Origin of the sequence: Lapidilactobacillus mulanensis, assembly GCF_003946215.1 — a bacterium.
Lineage (GTDB): Bacteria > Bacillota > Bacilli > Lactobacillales > Lactobacillaceae > Lapidilactobacillus > Lapidilactobacillus mulanensis.
Genome location: NZ_RHOW01000015.1, coordinates 22,208 through 37,466, shown reverse-complemented (window position 1 = coordinate 37,466; position 15,259 = coordinate 22,208). Strand labels below are relative to the sequence as shown.

13 protein-coding genes are annotated in these 15,259 nt (G+C 44.9%); 3 read left to right on the top strand and 10 right to left on the bottom strand.

Going from position 1 to position 15,259, the window contains the following annotated elements:
- Positions 1-170 precede the first annotated feature (170 nt).
- Positions 171-1,034 carry a DegV family protein gene (locus tag EKM67_RS05370; protein ID WP_125578000.1) on the bottom strand — a complete coding sequence of 288 codons (864 nt, stop codon included), beginning with the start codon at positions 1,032-1,034 and terminating at the stop codon, positions 171-173.
- Between the two features lie 179 nt (positions 1,035-1,213).
- Positions 1,214-1,633 carry a MarR family winged helix-turn-helix transcriptional regulator gene (locus EKM67_RS05365; RefSeq protein ID WP_125577999.1) on the bottom strand — a complete coding sequence of 140 codons (420 nt, stop codon included), beginning with the start codon at positions 1,631-1,633 and terminating at the stop codon, positions 1,214-1,216.
- Positions 1,634-1,855: 222 nt separating this feature from the next.
- Between EKM67_RS05365 and EKM67_RS05360 the strand changes: the two genes are divergently transcribed.
- Complete coding sequence (locus EKM67_RS05360) at positions 1,856-3,589, top strand: Rqc2 family fibronectin-binding protein (protein ID WP_125577998.1); 1,734 nt, start codon at positions 1,856-1,858, stop codon at positions 3,587-3,589.
- 83 nt (positions 3,590-3,672) lie between these two features.
- On the opposite strand, the gene EKM67_RS05355 is transcribed toward EKM67_RS05360, so the two are convergent.
- The 8 genes from EKM67_RS05355 to EKM67_RS05320 all read right to left on the bottom strand — a co-directional run bounded on the left by EKM67_RS05355 (position 3,673) and on the right by EKM67_RS05320 (position 13,680).
- A complete protein-coding gene (locus EKM67_RS05355) occupies positions 3,673-6,867 on the bottom strand; it encodes a carbamoyl phosphate synthase large subunit (RefSeq protein ID WP_125577997.1) in 3,195 nt (1,064 codons plus the stop codon).
- Complete coding sequence (locus EKM67_RS05350; RefSeq protein ID WP_125577996.1) at positions 6,867-7,949, bottom strand: carbamoyl phosphate synthase small subunit; 1,083 nt, start codon at positions 7,947-7,949, stop codon at positions 6,867-6,869. Before EKM67_RS05350 ends, EKM67_RS05355 begins: the two co-directional genes overlap by 1 nt.
- Positions 7,950-7,977: 28 nt before the next feature.
- Positions 7,978-9,261 (bottom strand): uracil-xanthine permease family protein, encoded by a 1,284-nt coding sequence (locus EKM67_RS05345; RefSeq protein WP_125577995.1) that lies wholly within the window; start codon positions 9,259-9,261, stop codon positions 7,978-7,980.
- 69 nt (positions 9,262-9,330) lie between these two features.
- Positions 9,331-9,852: a bifunctional pyr operon transcriptional regulator/uracil phosphoribosyltransferase PyrR gene (pyrR, locus tag EKM67_RS05340; RefSeq protein ID WP_125577994.1), complete on the bottom strand. Its 522-nt coding sequence runs from the start codon at positions 9,850-9,852 to the stop codon at positions 9,331-9,333.
- Positions 9,853-10,193: 341 nt separating this feature from the next.
- On the bottom strand, positions 10,194-11,096 hold the full coding sequence (locus EKM67_RS05335; protein WP_125577993.1) for an RluA family pseudouridine synthase: 903 nt from the start codon (positions 11,094-11,096) through the stop codon (positions 10,194-10,196).
- Positions 11,093-11,563, bottom strand: a complete 471-nt coding sequence (lspA, locus tag EKM67_RS05330) for a signal peptidase II (protein ID WP_125577992.1) — start codon at positions 11,561-11,563, stop codon at positions 11,093-11,095. Before lspA ends, EKM67_RS05335 begins: the two co-directional genes overlap by 4 nt.
- Positions 11,564-11,612: 49 nt before the next feature.
- Complete coding sequence (locus EKM67_RS05325) at positions 11,613-13,280, bottom strand: formate--tetrahydrofolate ligase (protein WP_125577991.1); 1,668 nt, start codon at positions 13,278-13,280, stop codon at positions 11,613-11,615.
- A gap of 4 nt (positions 13,281-13,284) precedes the next feature.
- Positions 13,285-13,680, bottom strand: coding sequence for an EbsA family protein (locus EKM67_RS05320; RefSeq protein ID WP_125577990.1), 396 nt, complete (start codon positions 13,678-13,680; stop codon positions 13,285-13,287).
- A 149-nt stretch (positions 13,681-13,829) separates the two neighbouring features.
- Between EKM67_RS05320 and EKM67_RS05315 the strand changes: the two genes are divergently transcribed.
- Entirely contained in the window at positions 13,830-14,225 is a 396-nt protein-coding gene (locus tag EKM67_RS05315) for a reverse transcriptase-like protein (protein ID WP_125577989.1), read from the top strand.
- A gap of 83 nt (positions 14,226-14,308) precedes the next feature.
- Entirely contained in the window at positions 14,309-15,184 is an 876-nt protein-coding gene (locus EKM67_RS05310; RefSeq protein WP_125577988.1) for a DegV family protein, read from the top strand.
- Positions 15,185-15,259 lie beyond the last annotated feature (75 nt).

Genomic DNA, 15,259 nt, shown 5'->3' with positions numbered 1-15,259 from the left:
TCGCTTGGTTCCTTAGACAAGACATTTCAGTGGCGACGAACACGATTCAAACAAGTTGTGAGGCGCCACGGGTTAAAATGTTTGGCTAAGGTAACCAAGAGATAGAATTTGAACTATAATTCTCATGCTTGGTTCCTTAGACAAGACATTCCCGTGGCGACGCGCCTAATTTAACAATAAATATCCGCCATCCAAGCTAACGCGATGGCTTTTTCACCGAGATGCGTCCCAATAGCTGGTCCAAAATAGGTGATCTCGGTCGTTAAATCTGGAAACTTAGCATGAATTGCAGTTTCCCAGGCCTGCGCAGCGACAAGATCATTGGCGTGAACGATCAGTAAACGTAACGGTTGCGGAGCTTGCTGATAATCGTTAGCGAAAAGTTCTTCGGCTCGCGCGTAGGCCTTTTTGATCGATCGAACTTTCTCGAAGGCGACGATTTTGTTTGATTTGGCATCAAAAGTCAGCAAGGGTTTAATTTTCAACATGGTACCAATAAAGGCAGATGCATTGGATAAGCGGCCGCCGCGAACTAAATTCTGTAAATCATTAACGATAAAAACTTCATTCATCGTCTGCTTCAGCTGATCTAGCTGGGTAATAATTTCTTGAACGCTTGCGCCATTGTGAGCCATTATAGCGGCCTTAAGCACCAAATAACCCATCAAACGAATCGTGATCCCCGAATCATATGGGATAACTTTGATCGTTTTGAGATTTGGTGTCATGGTAACAAGTGTGTTATAAAATCCAGAAATCGTACTAGATAAGTGGATCGACAAGACCGTATCATAGCCTTCGTTGGCAAGGTCTTCATAGGCCTTCAAGGTATCGCCCAATGAAGGCTGGGAGGTGCTGGGAAAAGTCTTGGCGGTCCGTAATTTTTCATAAAATTCATCGGCAGATAAATCGACGCCTTCTTGATAAACGACGTCGTCAATAATCACGGGTGTTGGAATGACCTTAATATTGAGTTCGTTGATCTCTGCAGTGGATAAATAGGCCGAACTATCGGTAACAATTGCAATTGACAAACTTAAACTTCCCCCTTAAAACAGGTTAGTTGTAAAAAAATCTATTGTTATCCCCATAAGAAAAGGATCATGTCCTTAATCATACCATAAAATAACACGCAAACGATTAGAATTGAGATAATCTGATCGGTTGCGCGAGTACTTTGCCTAAGCTTATGATAGAATAATGACTAGTGCAGTTATTTGACTTTTGGGGATTGTACCTGGCTCAATGCGCGTTTGAGTAACTTTGCCAGGCTGTGAATGTCTTCATCACACCAATCACCAAGCCAAGCCGTTTGAAGTGCGTCCAATTGCTGCCATAATTGCCGATGACAGGTCATTCCGGTTTCGGTCAGATGATACTCTCGTTGCCGTTTATCGCTTAAGGTAACCACACCAACTTCGCCCTTAACGATCAGGGATGCCAGTTGTCGGCTGAGTGTGGATGCGTCTAAGGCTAAGTCGTTGGTTAAAACTTGTAAATTAATGGGATGCTGATCCATTTTCAATAACAGGCGGATCTGTGAAATGGGTAATTGTGTTTGTTCACTAAGTAATTGTTCGATGACCCGGCTTTGCTTTGCCAGTTCAACTGCTAATTCTGTGAGTTCACGCATGGGTGCACTACTCCTTGTCAAGTTCGAAAATCTAATTGCGCCATTCAGCTTGAATATTGTTTCAAGGATGGGCAAGATTTAAAGTTCTGTAAAAATGAGAAATTATTTATAAGTGGATTTCAAAAAATGAAAGCCCTAACGTTACTCACATTATACAATATTCAAGCAATCGCTCCGTATCAACTTTTATAAGAAATATTTTTCCAGAAAGGAATTTTACTCATGTCATTCGATGGAACTTTTTTACACGCGATGACGGCCGAGCTCACTGAACAATTCGTTGGCGGCCGTATTTCGAAGATTCAACAGCCTTACGCGCTGGAAATTGTGGTGACCGTCCGCAATCAACGCAAAAAACTCCCCTTATTATTATCGGCCAACGCTAATTTAGCACGCGCCCAAGTTACCGAGATTCCCTATGCAAACCCACAAACCGCACCGAATTTCGTGATGACGCTGCGGAAATATTTAGAAAATGCCAGCATTGAATCGATCGAACAGGTGCAAAACGATCGTATTTTGATCATCAATCTGAGTTCGCGCAATGAATTGGGCGATCAAGAAGATTTACAATTGATCACCGAAATGATGGGCCGCCACAGTAATATTTTTCTCGTGGAGAAGTCGACCAATAAGATTCTTGAACTAATCAAGCACGTTTCACCCGATCAAAACCGCTATCGACTCTTAATGCCGGGTGCGCAATACGTTCAACCTGAACTTGCCAGCGGGTTTGATCCCTTTGCGGCTGAAATTACCGCTGATGATTGGGACCGTGTTTGGTTGCAACTCCATGATCTTAAAAACAAATCGCGCCAAGTTTGGCAACAATTCTATCAGGGTCTCGGGACCGACACGGCATTAGAATTGATCGACCAAACGCGTGGTGCGGCGAATTCCCAAGAACTAGGTCAGTTGGTGGGTACTTTTTGGCAACGGTTCGATCACATCGATGCTACGATTGGCGTTCAGAATAAAAAACTCCAGTTTGCGGCCATTCCCTACGAAACATTCACTGAACAACAATCAGGTTTCACGAGTTTAAGTGCGATGTTGGATCGTTTCTTCGGACAAAAAGCCGAGACTGATCGCAAACACCAAATGGCCAGTTCATTATTGCAGCGGTTGAATACAGTGATCAAGCGTAACGAGAAAAAGTTGAAAAAGCTGAATAAAACGATGGCCAGTGCACAAAATGCGGATGATAATCGCATCAAGGGGGAAATTTTGACAACGTATCTGAGCCAAGTGCCAGAACACGCCACCAAAGTAACCTTGGCAAATTACTACGATGATAATCAACCGATCACGATCAATCTCTCCCCTGCGCTGACCCCGGCTAAAAACGCCCAAAAGTACTTCACACGTTACCAAAAAGATAAGAACGCTAAAATTTATGTCAAGACGCAACTCGAAGAAACCCAGGCTGAATTAGATTATCTGACCGGCGTCTTGGCTCAAATCGAAGTTGGAGAGCCTAAAGATATTGAAGACATTCGCGTCGAGTTGATTCAACAAGGTGTCCTTCGCCAAGATAATAAGAAAAAGAAACGTAAAGTTAAAATCAATCCAGCAGAACAATTCTATGCCAGCGATGGCACCTCAATATTAGTTGGGAAAAACAATCTGCAAAACGATCAATTGACGCTTAAAAAAGCGCGCAAAACCGATCTCTGGTTGCACACAAAGAATATTCCCGGTTCTCATGTGATCGTTGAATCAGCTGATCCCAGCGACGAAACGATTATAGAAGCCGCCAAACTCGCCGCCTATTTCTCTAAGGCGCGTCAATCGAGTCAAGTGCCGGTGGATTACGTCAATGTGAAAGCTATTCATAAACCTAATGGCGCTAAACCTGGCTTCGTGATCTTTACGGGTCAGAAAACAACTTATGTAACGCCAGATGAACGACTGGTTGAGCAATTAAGAAATAACCAACCTGCTGCAACTAAATAATTTAATTATCTCTGTCTACTTTTGAAGCGGACGCAAAACGGACAACCTCTTTTAAACTGAGGTTGTCCGTTTTTGGTTCTTCTTTATTCACTGATCGGTTCAATGGCGAATGCGCGTGATTCTAGCACCGCTAAAATCGCGTGTGCTTCATCCATTGTGGTAATTAGCGGCACGTGATGCATCACCGCGACTTCTTGCAACATGGCACCCGAAATACTGACTGGTCCGCGCCATTCTGCGGTGTTGATCACCATTTGAATTTGGCTCTGGCTGATTTCGGTGGCGATGTTGGGTTGCTGACCGCCAATTTCGTGGACCAAGTCAGTCACCAAGCCGGCTTTTTGAAATGCAGCGGCAGTTTTGGCGGTGGCAACGATTTGGTAACCCAAACGTTTGAATCGTTGGGCCATCTTTAAGCCCATTGTCATGTCGTGTGAGGCAATTGAGAAGAGAATGCGACCGTATTCCGGCAGCGGCTGTCTAGATGCTTCCAGCGCCTTATAAAGTGCCTTTTCAAAGGTTAAATCGGTTCCGATCGCCTCACCAGTCGTCTTCATTTGTGTGGCGGTCACTTTTTCACGTTTATTTAATTTCGTGAATGAGAAAACCGGCATTTTAACGTGAACATTGGTCATTGGCAGCGATTGATCTTCTGTGTAACCTAAGTCACTGAGTTTCGTGCCCATTAAGACTTTAACGCCTAACGCGACTATTTTTTCTGGGGTGGTTTTATCTAAAAAAGCCAAATTTCGACTGCCTTTTAAATCCAAGGCTAACACATATAATTGTTGATCGCGCACTAAGAAACGAATGTTCATGAAACCGATCGTTTGCAATTTTTGACCGATTTTGATGAAGACCTGTTCCATTTGGACGATCATTTCTGACGTCAGGTTTTGCGGTGGCGTAATCGTCATCGCATCGCCGGAATGAAGGCTTGAATGTTCCAAATGCTCCAGTGCACCGGTGATCAAAATATGGTCACCATCGAAAATTCCGTCGACTTCGTATTTATCGCCCCGCAAGAATTCACGGACAGTAAAGGGAAAGTTCAGCGGATCTTTTTGAAAATGACGGGCATATTTGGCCAGATCGATTTCAGAGTTCAACACTTCTGTGGGCGAAAACAAATGCAGTGGATTGGGATGGATCAGAATCGGAAATGGCAATGTTTCTTCTGCGGTGAGATATTTTTTCAAAACAGTTTTGTTTTGGATCTCGAAAACATTAGGTCCCTTAAAATCAAATTCAGCCAATAATTGTTGTAATTTGGCTGGCTGATGAACTTGGTCTAACGCTTCTCCTGAGGCGCCGAGCACTTGATAACCTGCTTGCGCTACGCCGGTCGTCAACTTGCTGGCGGATTTGCCGCCGAGCTGGGTGATCACATATCTAGGCTGTTCAATGGCAGCAATGCTCAAGGCAACTTCCAGATTAATTGGCGCGTTATAAAGTCGATCCGCAACGTGAAGTGCAGTCGAATAATTGTCAGGATTATTATTTAACAAAATCGTTTCAAAGCCTAATTGACGTAGTGTCAAAAGACCTTGAACGGTTTCGTGATCGACTTCACTCCCCTGACCGACACGTGCAGGACCAGGTCCAATGATCAAAACTTTTTCTTTATTCGAGTTAGTCACAACTTCATCGTTGGTCGCAAAAGTCATGAAATATTGTTGTGAATGAACTAAAGGGTTGCTCGCGATCGCATTGATTTCTTGGAAACCAGGACGAATTTCGGCTTCTTGACGGAGTGCTGCCAGTTGAGACACGGTAATTTCCCAGAGTTGGCTGATTTTTAAATCGGAAAATCCATATTTTTTCGCGCGACGTAAAACGTCCAGATCACCCTTTTGTGCTTGCAAGTCTTCTTCAATATTAACAATGTGCTGAATTTTTTGGATAAAGAAGGTGTCAATCTTGGAAAGATGATGTAGATCGTCGACGGTATAGCCACGGCGTAAAGCTTCGGCCAGATAGAATATTTCGGCGTCGGTTGGATAAATCAACCCCGCCGTGAGTTCTTCGTCCGTTAAAGCACTGATTTGTTCTTGTCCAAGATGATCGATGCCTTGATCCAATGCACGAATACCTTTCAACAAGGCAGCTTCAATACTCCGTTCGAGGATCAAGACCTCACCGGTTGATTTCATTTCCGGTCCTAAACGGCGATCCGCACCAGAAATGCGGTCAAATGGCCACCGTGGTAATTTACAGGCAATATAATCGAAAGCCGGTTCAACCAGCGCCTGATTGCCAGACTCAAATGGATGCGGAATTTCGGTTAGTTGTTGACCAATAGCCAGTAAAACGGCAATTTTAGCAATCGGATAGCCCAGTGCTTTGGCAGCAAACGCGCTAGTACGACCGAGCCGCGGTGTGGCTTTTAGTACCCAGAATTCACCATTGACGGGATCGATTGCGAACTGAATGTTACAAGAACCCACGACTTTTAGTTTGCGAGTGATGGCAATTGCGGCGGTGCGTAACCGTTGAAATTCGCGGTCGGTCAAAGTTTGAATCGGTGCGAAGGCAATAGAATCGCCAGAATGAATGCCGACTTGATTGAGTTGCTCACAATTAAAAATCGCACTGACTTGATCGGTATGATCGCGGAGGATTTCAAATTCAACTTCTTTGAATCCTGCCAAACTTTTAGTCACGGTAACTTGATCAGTTGGTGATAGTGCCAATGCTCGCTCAACGATTTCGGTCAATTCAGTCTCATCGTCCGCAATGCCACCACCAGTTCCACCAATCGAATTGATCGGCCGAATCATGATCGGCCAGCCTAACTGCTCGGCGACCTGATGAATATTGTGATCGGAGGTCAACGTCAAAGTTGGATTGACTTTTAAATGTAAATCACGCAAGATTTCTTCAAATGCCACACTATCACTAGCAATTTGCAAGGTTTGTAAACTCGAGCCGATCAAGTCGATTTTAAGTTGTTGCAATAATCCTTTTTTCTGCAAGGCCATGACCAGATTGACTGCCGATTGGCCCCCAGCCGTTGCTAAAATGGCATCGGGCAATTCTTTACGGATGATCTCAGTCAGGAATTTCTCAGTCAAGGGTTCCAAATAGACACGCACATTGGTGTGCGGGCTAGTCATGGTCGTTGCTGGGTTGGAATTGACCAACACAACTTGATAACCGGCATCGGCTAAAGTGATCACCGTCTCGGTGCCTAAATAATCAAACTCGTCATCTTGACCGACAACGAATGGCCCGGAACCAATGACCAGAATCTTATTAATATCTGTTCGTCTGACCATTAGTATTCCCTCCTGTGTCGATCGATAGCGGCATCCATGGATTCGATGAAGTCATCGAAGAAATGCAGCGCATCTTTCGGACCGGCAGCGGCTTCGGGATCGAAATTAACCGCGTAGATCGGTAAGAATCGGTGCCGAAAACCAACGACTTCCGCCGCGCTAACGGGTAAATAAGTTGGTAATAAATCTTTGAGATCATCTTGCTGTTCTAAATAAAAGGCACTATTTTGAGCGACGAAATCTGTATCTCCGGTGATTTTTTCTTGAACGGCTAAATTAATGCGGTGCTGAGTGACTGTTCGCGCTTTGACAGAGACATCATTGGCCAACGCGACGACTGCAAAACCTAAACCGATCGCAAAAATTGGATAGTGTCCTTGAATCTCTTTGATCGTTTGAATTGTTTTCGTCAAGGCTTCAGGTTTACCTGGTCCATCACTAATCAAGACGCCATCGGGAGCGAGCGTTTCAATTAGTGCACTGGAGGCGTCAAATGGCAAAACCGTAATGTTACAACGCCGTTTCGATAATTCACGCAAAACGGTATTCTTTAAGCCTAAATCGAGCACGACCACGTTTTTACCGACGTTGGGGCTGGGATATGGCTGTTTCGTCGAGACTTGGCTCACTTGATTATTGGGCACCACTAAGGCCTTGATTTGATCATGGGCGTGCTCATCATGAGTGTCCATGAAGCTGGCTTTCATGTTACCGTACTGCGCAATATGACGATGCAATCGACGGACGTCTACGTTCATCAATCCCGGAATCCGTTGCGCCTTCAAGAAGGCATCTAAAGTCATTTGGGCATGCCAATGGCTGGTGAAATTATAATCTTCACCAATCACAACTCCCTTAAGTGCGGAGGTAATATTTTCGTAATCATCGCGATTAATGCCGGTACTCCCCTGCTGCGGATATGTGAATGCCAGGATCTGGCCGGTGTAACTATAATTCGTGATGGCTTCTTGATAACCGGTGGCGCCAGTATAAAGTGCCAGTCCACCGGTCGTATTAATGGTGGCGCCGAATGCGTCGCCAGGAAATACCGTACCATCTTCTAAAATCAAATATCTCTTCATTTTATCAATCTTTCCGAGCACATTCTCATTATTGTTGTTCGCTAGCCGCGTTCTTTGGTAAAACTAAGTTTAAAACAATGCCGAGCACGGTTGCTAAGGCAACGCCTGTAAATTGATAACTGCCTAGTTGCAAGGTGACGTTACCGATACCAATGATCAGTACACTAGAAGCAATCATTAAGTTGCGACGTTTGTTGAAATCAATTTTATTTTCGATCAGGATCCGTAAGCCACTGGCAGCAATGACGCCGAATAATAGAAAGCTAATGCCACCGAGAACTGCGCCGGGGATACTCTGGATCAGGGCGCTTAATTTACCGACAAAACTGAAAATAATGGCGAAAAACGCGGCGCCGATCAACACATAAACACTGTAGATCCGGTTGATCGCCATCACACCGATATTTTCACCATAGCTGGTAATGGCGGGTCCACCGACTAATCCGGCAAACAGTGAAGCCACCCCATCACCAGTCAAGGTTTTGTGCAAGCCAGGATCTTTGAAGAAGTTGCGCTTAGTTAAGCCGTTTAAAACCATGATGTGTCCCATGTGTTCAGTCATCGTCACGAAGGCAATTGGCGCCATCATTGCCACCGCACCCCAATAAAACTTAGGTCGATAACTGACAAAGGGAATTTCAAAGTTAGGCAATTTAAACCAGGGTGCATCGATAACGGGTTTCAGATCGACCAAGCCGAATGCCAAGGCAATCAAATAACCGACGATAATGCCAAGCAAGATCGCGATCTCGCCCATGAAGCCCTTGAGGTACATGTTAAATCCGATCGTAATTAGCAAGGTCAGCAAAGCAACGACTAGAATTTTCCAATCATACTTACCATTGGCATCAAGTGTGGCGTCATTGGCAGCAGAAGAAGCCAGTGACAAACCGATGGTCATGACGATGGGTCCGACAACGATTGGCGGCAACGCCCGATCGATCCAACCTGAACCAATTCGTGCCACGATCAAGGCAACGATCAAGTAAACCACACCGACCGACAAAATCCCCTGTGAAATTCCGGGATAACCAGCAGTTTTCATCAGGGATTGCATTGGAATAATAAAAGCGAAGCTAGAACCCATATAGGCAGGAATTTTACGCTTGGTGATGAGGATATGTAACAGTGTGCCCACACCAGAACTGAACAAGGCAATGCCAGGATCTAAGCCAACCAGAATCGGAACTAAAACCGTCGCACCAAACATGGCGAACAAATGTTGAATCGATAAGGCGACCCACGCACCAAATTTAGGCTTATCTTCAATATCTAAAATCGCATCTGGATTACGTTTATATTTTGTTGGCATTTACTTGTTCTCCCCTTTAATTTTAAGTCATTCACACCAAAAGCTAAACAAAAACTTGCATTATTTGGTTCAAACTTGATTTAAGCGGACTTGATCTTGCTGATCGACTTCGTTAACCATGACTTTGATCGATTCTTCGTGTGATGTGGGGATATTTTTACCGACAAAATCTGGCCGGATCGGGAGTTCACGATGACCACGGTCGATCAAAACGGCCAAGGAAATTTTTTGTGGTCGACCACTATCCATGATGGCGTCTAAAGCGGCCCGAATCGTGCGGCCAGTGTACAAAACGTCGTCGACTAAAACAATATTCTTGCCCGTGATGGGAATCTTGATCCGCGCACTATTGGTGGAATCCGTATTGGGCCGATCGTCGCGATAATTGGTGATATCCAAATTCGTGACCGGTAGTTTTGACCCCTCCAATTGCTCGATCTGTTGGGCGATCCGTTTCGCCAAATAAGCGCCCCGCGTTTCAATACCGATGATCACCAAATTTTCCAAGCCGCGATTCTGTTCGATGATTTCGTAAGTAATCCGCGTTAATGCACGTTGCATTGCCGTTGCATCCATAATAACTTTAGTCATACTAACGCTCCTTTATTTTATTTGTGTGCACAATATCCAAAAAAATAACCCCACGCACCAGTCTAAACTAGTCGTGAGGTTGGGTTATTCGTCGTTGTGATGTCGCCATAATTCGGCTACAAGTCTGAATACCTTCTTAGCCTCACGGGACCAAGTTAAAGGATATGTTGTAGTAAGTGTAAAGGTTTGCATGAGAGTTGTCAATAGTGCGCCGCCTATTCTCTTCCGCAAATTGATCTAATTAGCGCTCAAAACAGTTGGTTAACTAAATTTCGCTAAACATTTCGGTCGAAATCGGTCAGATGTGACCGATTTTAAATATGGATTTCGTGTTGAAAATATTATGATTCGTGTCTTAATTCTGCTAACGTATCCACAAATATTTTTGGTAATGGTGCTTCGAACTCTAGCCACTCACCGGTTGTTGGATGTTTAAATCCTAACTTAGCCGCGTGTAAAAATTGGCCGTTGCCTGGTAGTGTTTTTTTAGGACCATATAAGGGATCGCCGGCCACGGGATGCTGGATATATTGGAAGTGCACACGAATTTGATGGGTGCGTCCAGTTTCGAGACGACAACGAACTAAGGTGAAATTTTCGAAGCGTTCAATGACTTCGAAGTGAGTGACGGCATGTCGACCGCCAGCGACAATAGCTTGTTTTTTGCGATTTTTAGGATCGCGGGCAATCGGGGCGTCGATCGTCCCCGCTTCTTCGGTGATCACGCCATGAACTAAGGCGATATATTCGCGTAGATTTGATTTTGCTTTCAACTGTGCGGAGAGGCTTTGATGAGCAATATCGGTTTTAGCGACCATCAACAAGCCCGAAGTGTCGCGGTCGATACGATGAACGATTCCGGGCCGAATTTTGCCATTGATCGATGAAAGCTGACCATGCGCTAACAGGCCGTTAACAAGCGTGCCATGTGCGTGTCCTGGCGCAGGATGGACGACCATGCCTTGCGGTTTATTGACGACGATCACTTGGTCATCTTCGTAAACAATATCCAGATCCATTGGCTCGGGTTCGGCTTCAATTGGTTCAGGCTCTGGCAACATGACTTGTATTTTATCGCCAGCCTTAACTTGATATTTGGCTTTGACTGGCTGACCGTTGACCGTTACTTGTTCGATTTTAATAGCGGCTTGGGCTTGGTTGCGACTGACGGCGGGGATCAATTCCGTGATCACCTTGTCGATACGCCCTTTTTCATCTGTGACGGTGGCTTGATAGGTTGTCATTTCGCCACATCCTCATCTTTGTCGAGAAAAATAACGAAGATGAATAAGAGCACGACGCCGATCGTCAACGAGAAATCAGCGATGTTGAAAATTGGGAAGTTGATAAAATCAAGCTGGAACATATCGACCACATAACCTTGCATCACACGATCGATCAGGTTACCCACGGCACCCGCAATGATCAAGACGAGACCGGTAAAATAAATTAGACTCGTTTTTTTGCGGTAAGCTTGAACAAGTAAAGGAATTAAAATAACTAAGGCAATCGCGCCCACCAAATAAAAGAACCAAGTTTTACCTTCTAACATGCTCCAAGCGGCACCAGAATTGTAGACCTTAGTCAGCGACAGTAGTCCGGGCACCAAAGTATCGGCATCACCAAAGCTGAGATTTAAGGTGACCCAGTTCTTCAGCAGCTGATCCGCGCCCATGATAAGAATGCCGAGAACGATTAATAAAATACGCATAAATTTCTCCTTGTGCTAAATCCCGCTATGCTGGAATTCAACCTCTTAATTAAAATAACCCAGTGATGCGGCCTTGCCCATCGATATCGATTTTCTCGGCCGCTGGATGTTTCGGCAATCCTGGCATCGTTAAGACGTTGCCCGCCATCGCCACGATAAAACCGGCGCCAAGCTTAGGTATCAAGTCACGAACAGTTAAGGTAAAACCAGTAGGTGCGCCTAATAATTTAGGCTGATCAGAAAATGAATATTGCGTTTTCGCAACACAAATCGGCATTTTATCCCAGCCATGGCGTTCGATCAACCGCAGTTGTTGTTTAGCTTTACTAGTGAATTCAACATCCTTGGCACCGTATATTTCCTGAGCGATCGTGGTTAATTTTTCAATGATTGAACTGTCATCATCATACAAACGTTGATAATCTGGAACTTCTTCTGTGGCCGCTTCGATCACTAGATCAGCAAGTGCTAAACCGCCCTTGCCACCCTGCTCATGAACATCCGTGATCGCACTAGTTAAGCCTTCTTGACTAATTAAATCCTGTAAAACTGCCAGTTCCTTATCTGAATCGCTAACGAAACGATTGATACTGACAACAACTGGAATGTCATAGCGTTGCATGTTTTGCAAATGTCGATGTAAATTGACATAGCCATTTTCCAACGCGTGAATATCTTCTGTACTCAAATCGGCTAATTTTTGGCCACCGTTATATTTCAGTGCACGTACAGTTGCCACCACGACGATGACGTCGGGTGCTTTCGACAAATGTGGCGTCACAATGTCTAGGAACTTCTCGGCGCCCAAGTCGGCACCAAAACCCGCCTCAGTCAGCGCATAATTGCCGGCATGAATGGCAGCCTCAGTGGCCAGAATGCTATTACAGCCATGCGCGATATTTGCGAAAGGTCCGCCGTGAATAATTGTCGGCGTATGCTCCAAAGTTTGAACTAAGTTAGGCTTGATCGCATCTTTCAATAAAACCGTCAATGCGCCCTGAACCTGGAGGTCACGCACAAAAATGGGTTGACGGTCGAAAGTATAAGCAATCAAAATATTGCCCAATCGCTTTTTTAAATCTTCTAAGTCAGTGGCGAGACACAAAACCGCCATCATTTCACTGGCAACGGTAATATCAAAACCCTCTTCGCGCATTTCACCATTGGCAGGCTTACCTAAGCCAATGACTGTTTCGCGTAAAGCCCGGTCGTTAATATCTAGCGCGCGTTTCCAAACGATCCGTTTCGGATCGATGTTTAACGTATTCCCTTGATGAATATGATTATCGATCAAAGCTGCCAACGTATTATTAGCAGCTGTTAGCGCGTGCATGTCGCCGGTAAAGTGTAAATTAATATCGGCCATCGGCATAACTTGGGCATAACCACCGCCAGTGGCACCACCCTTCATGCCCATCACTGGACCCAAAGAAGGTTCACGCAAGGCAATCACGGGATGTTGTCCGCGTTGTTGCAAAGCATCGGCTAATCCAACCGTCACGGTTGATTTGCCCTCACCTGCTGGCGTCGGATTGATCGAGGTCACAAGCACTAATTTACCGGCTGGGTTTTGTTGTAGCCGTTGTAAGGCCGCCATCGATAATTTGGCCTTGTCGTGGCCATAGGGTTCGATTTGATCGGCGGTCAGGCCGATCTTGTTAGCAATTTTTTCAATTGGTTCTGGGGTGTTCTGTTGGACAATCTCGATATCTTCCATCGTTTTATTTTCCTTCCCATAGTCGAATCAGTTCTTGACGTTTCTTCTTGGTCATCAAGAAACGGTAATTCATGTCGTGTTCAAGCTGAATCTGAACACTATATTTGTGCGCTTCAATCGCTACAACCTGCGGACGCGCAAGAATCAAGGCTTGGCGACTGAATGGATAGTGACTGTTGATGGCCTTCGTTACGGGATCCACACTGATAAAACTGCTCAGGCCCAGATAAATGGTGGCCACCACAAACACGACTGCTAAAGTGATTGCGAGCCAACTCACCTTATCTGTCATTTCTAACTGAATAATAATTGCGAGTAGCAACAAGCAAGTGACCCACAGCCAAAGATTCATACGGCTCAAAGTTAATGGTTGACAATATAATTTATTTTTTTTAGGCATGTTTTTCCTCACTTAATTATCTTATCATAGACTTATCGAAAAAGTTGGCGAATTCTCTTTGAATAGTATAGCGGATTGAAATTTATTTGGGGCATATTGGCATCGGCTTTAAGAGAACTTTCAGCTTTAAAAAATGAGGAGGTGGTTCCATGTTGTGGTTAGCAACGGATGCGGCGGTCGACGACGGACAAATGCGGGCCGGAATTGGCATTGCCATCTATAATTTAGAACGCACGATCGATCTTCAATTTTCACGTTCGATCGATTATCAAGACAACCACCACGCTGAATTTCAGGCGGTTTTAGAGGGTGTCCACGAAATCAGCGCAAATTTGCAAGCTGCAACAGATACGGTGGTTTTGTTAACAGATAGTCAGATCGTCAAAGACAGTCTGGAAAAACGCTACGCTAAGCACTACGCAAAAGAAACGGCGCAGATCTTGCAATATACCGATCAGTTCCCTCTTTTTCTGATTAAGTTGGTCGGTGATCGCGACAATCGTGCGGCGCACCAATTGGCTCGACAAGCCGTCTATCGAGATTAAACGACCAAAACCGGAATGAAAATTGAGGATTCGGCCAATCTATGTTAAAATCGAAAGGAATTTGATTGTAAAGGGGTAACATAATGAAAATTGCGGTTATTACTGACAGTGCGACTTATTTAACACCAGAACAGGCAGCACAATACCAGATCCATGTGTTATCGATCCCAATTTTATGGGGTAATGAAACATTACGCGATATGATCGATATTAACCAAGTCCAATTTTACGAACGATTACGCACCGATAAAGTTTTGCCAACCACTTCTCAACCTTCGATCGGTGAAACTGAAGAATTAGTGACTAAACTCGTGGCTGAAGGTTACGAGGCAGTAATCATGCCCGTGATTTCTAGCGGGATCAGTTCATTTTATCAAAACTTGACCGCCTACGCCGAACGCGAGCAACGGATCAAGATTTATCCGTTTGATACACATATTACCTGTGCAGGTACTGCCTATGCAGCCTTGTTGGCCGGCAAAATGGCACTTGCGGGTGAAGCACCCGAAAAAATCATGCAGGCTTTATACGATTTGCGGGAAACGACCCATGTTTTATTCATGGTCGATGATCTCGAACATCTGCGCCGTACAGGTCGCTTGAGCAATGCCTCGAGTTTTGTTGCCGGGTTACTTAAAATCAAGCCGATTTTAGGCATGGATGTTGATCACACTGGTAAAGGCGAAATTTCTGCGATTGCCAAGGAACGCCAAGCCACGCGCGCTTACGAATGGATCGCCACTCACTTTGGTGAAGCAATCAAAGATAAGGACTATCCGATTCGTGCGACGGTTTTCGATGCGAATGCTCCCAAAGTCAAGCAAGAATGGATCGATGATTTATCGAAACGCTACCCTAACGTCACGTTTGAAGGCAGTATTATCGGCCCCGTTGTCGGTGTTCATACCGGCGAAAACGCGATGGCCTTTATTTGGGCGCGTGATTGGGACAAGATGTAACCTGAAAGCTAAATCTTATTTTTTCAAAAAAGTCATGCAGGTCCAACCTGCGTGGCTTTTTTTGCATAACCTCAA

Bases quoted from the DNA above. Each gene is read 5' to 3' on its own strand.
- EKM67_RS05365 (WP_125577999.1), bottom strand. From the start codon at position 1,633: ATGCGTGAACTCACAGAATTAGCAGTTGAACTGGCAAAGCAAAGCCGG.
- EKM67_RS05360 (WP_125577998.1), top strand. From the start codon at position 1,856: ATGTCATTCGATGGAACTTTTTTACACGCGATGACGGCCGAGCTCACT.
- EKM67_RS05355 (WP_125577997.1), bottom strand. From the start codon at position 6,867: ATGGTCAGACGAACAGATATTAATAAGATTCTGGTCATTGGTTCCGGG.
- EKM67_RS05350 (WP_125577996.1), bottom strand. From the start codon at position 7,949: ATGAAGAGATATTTGATTTTAGAAGATGGTACGGTATTTCCTGGCGAC.
- EKM67_RS05345 (WP_125577995.1), bottom strand. From the start codon at position 9,261: ATGCCAACAAAATATAAACGTAATCCAGATGCGATTTTAGATATTGAA.
- pyrR (WP_125577994.1), bottom strand. From the start codon at position 9,852: ATGACTAAAGTTATTATGGATGCAACGGCAATGCAACGTGCATTAACG.
- EKM67_RS05335 (WP_125577993.1), bottom strand. From the start codon at position 11,096: ATGACAACCTATCAAGCCACCGTCACAGATGAAAAAGGGCGTATCGAC.
- lspA (WP_125577992.1), bottom strand. From the start codon at position 11,563: ATGCGTATTTTATTAATCGTTCTCGGCATTCTTATCATGGGCGCGGAT.
- EKM67_RS05325 (WP_125577991.1), bottom strand. From the start codon at position 13,280: ATGGAAGATATCGAGATTGTCCAACAGAACACCCCAGAACCAATTGAA.
- EKM67_RS05320 (WP_125577990.1), bottom strand. From the start codon at position 13,680: ATGCCTAAAAAAAATAAATTATATTGTCAACCATTAACTTTGAGCCGT.
- EKM67_RS05315 (WP_125577989.1), top strand. From the start codon at position 13,830: ATGTTGTGGTTAGCAACGGATGCGGCGGTCGACGACGGACAAATGCGG.
- EKM67_RS05310 (WP_125577988.1), top strand. From the start codon at position 14,309: ATGAAAATTGCGGTTATTACTGACAGTGCGACTTATTTAACACCAGAA.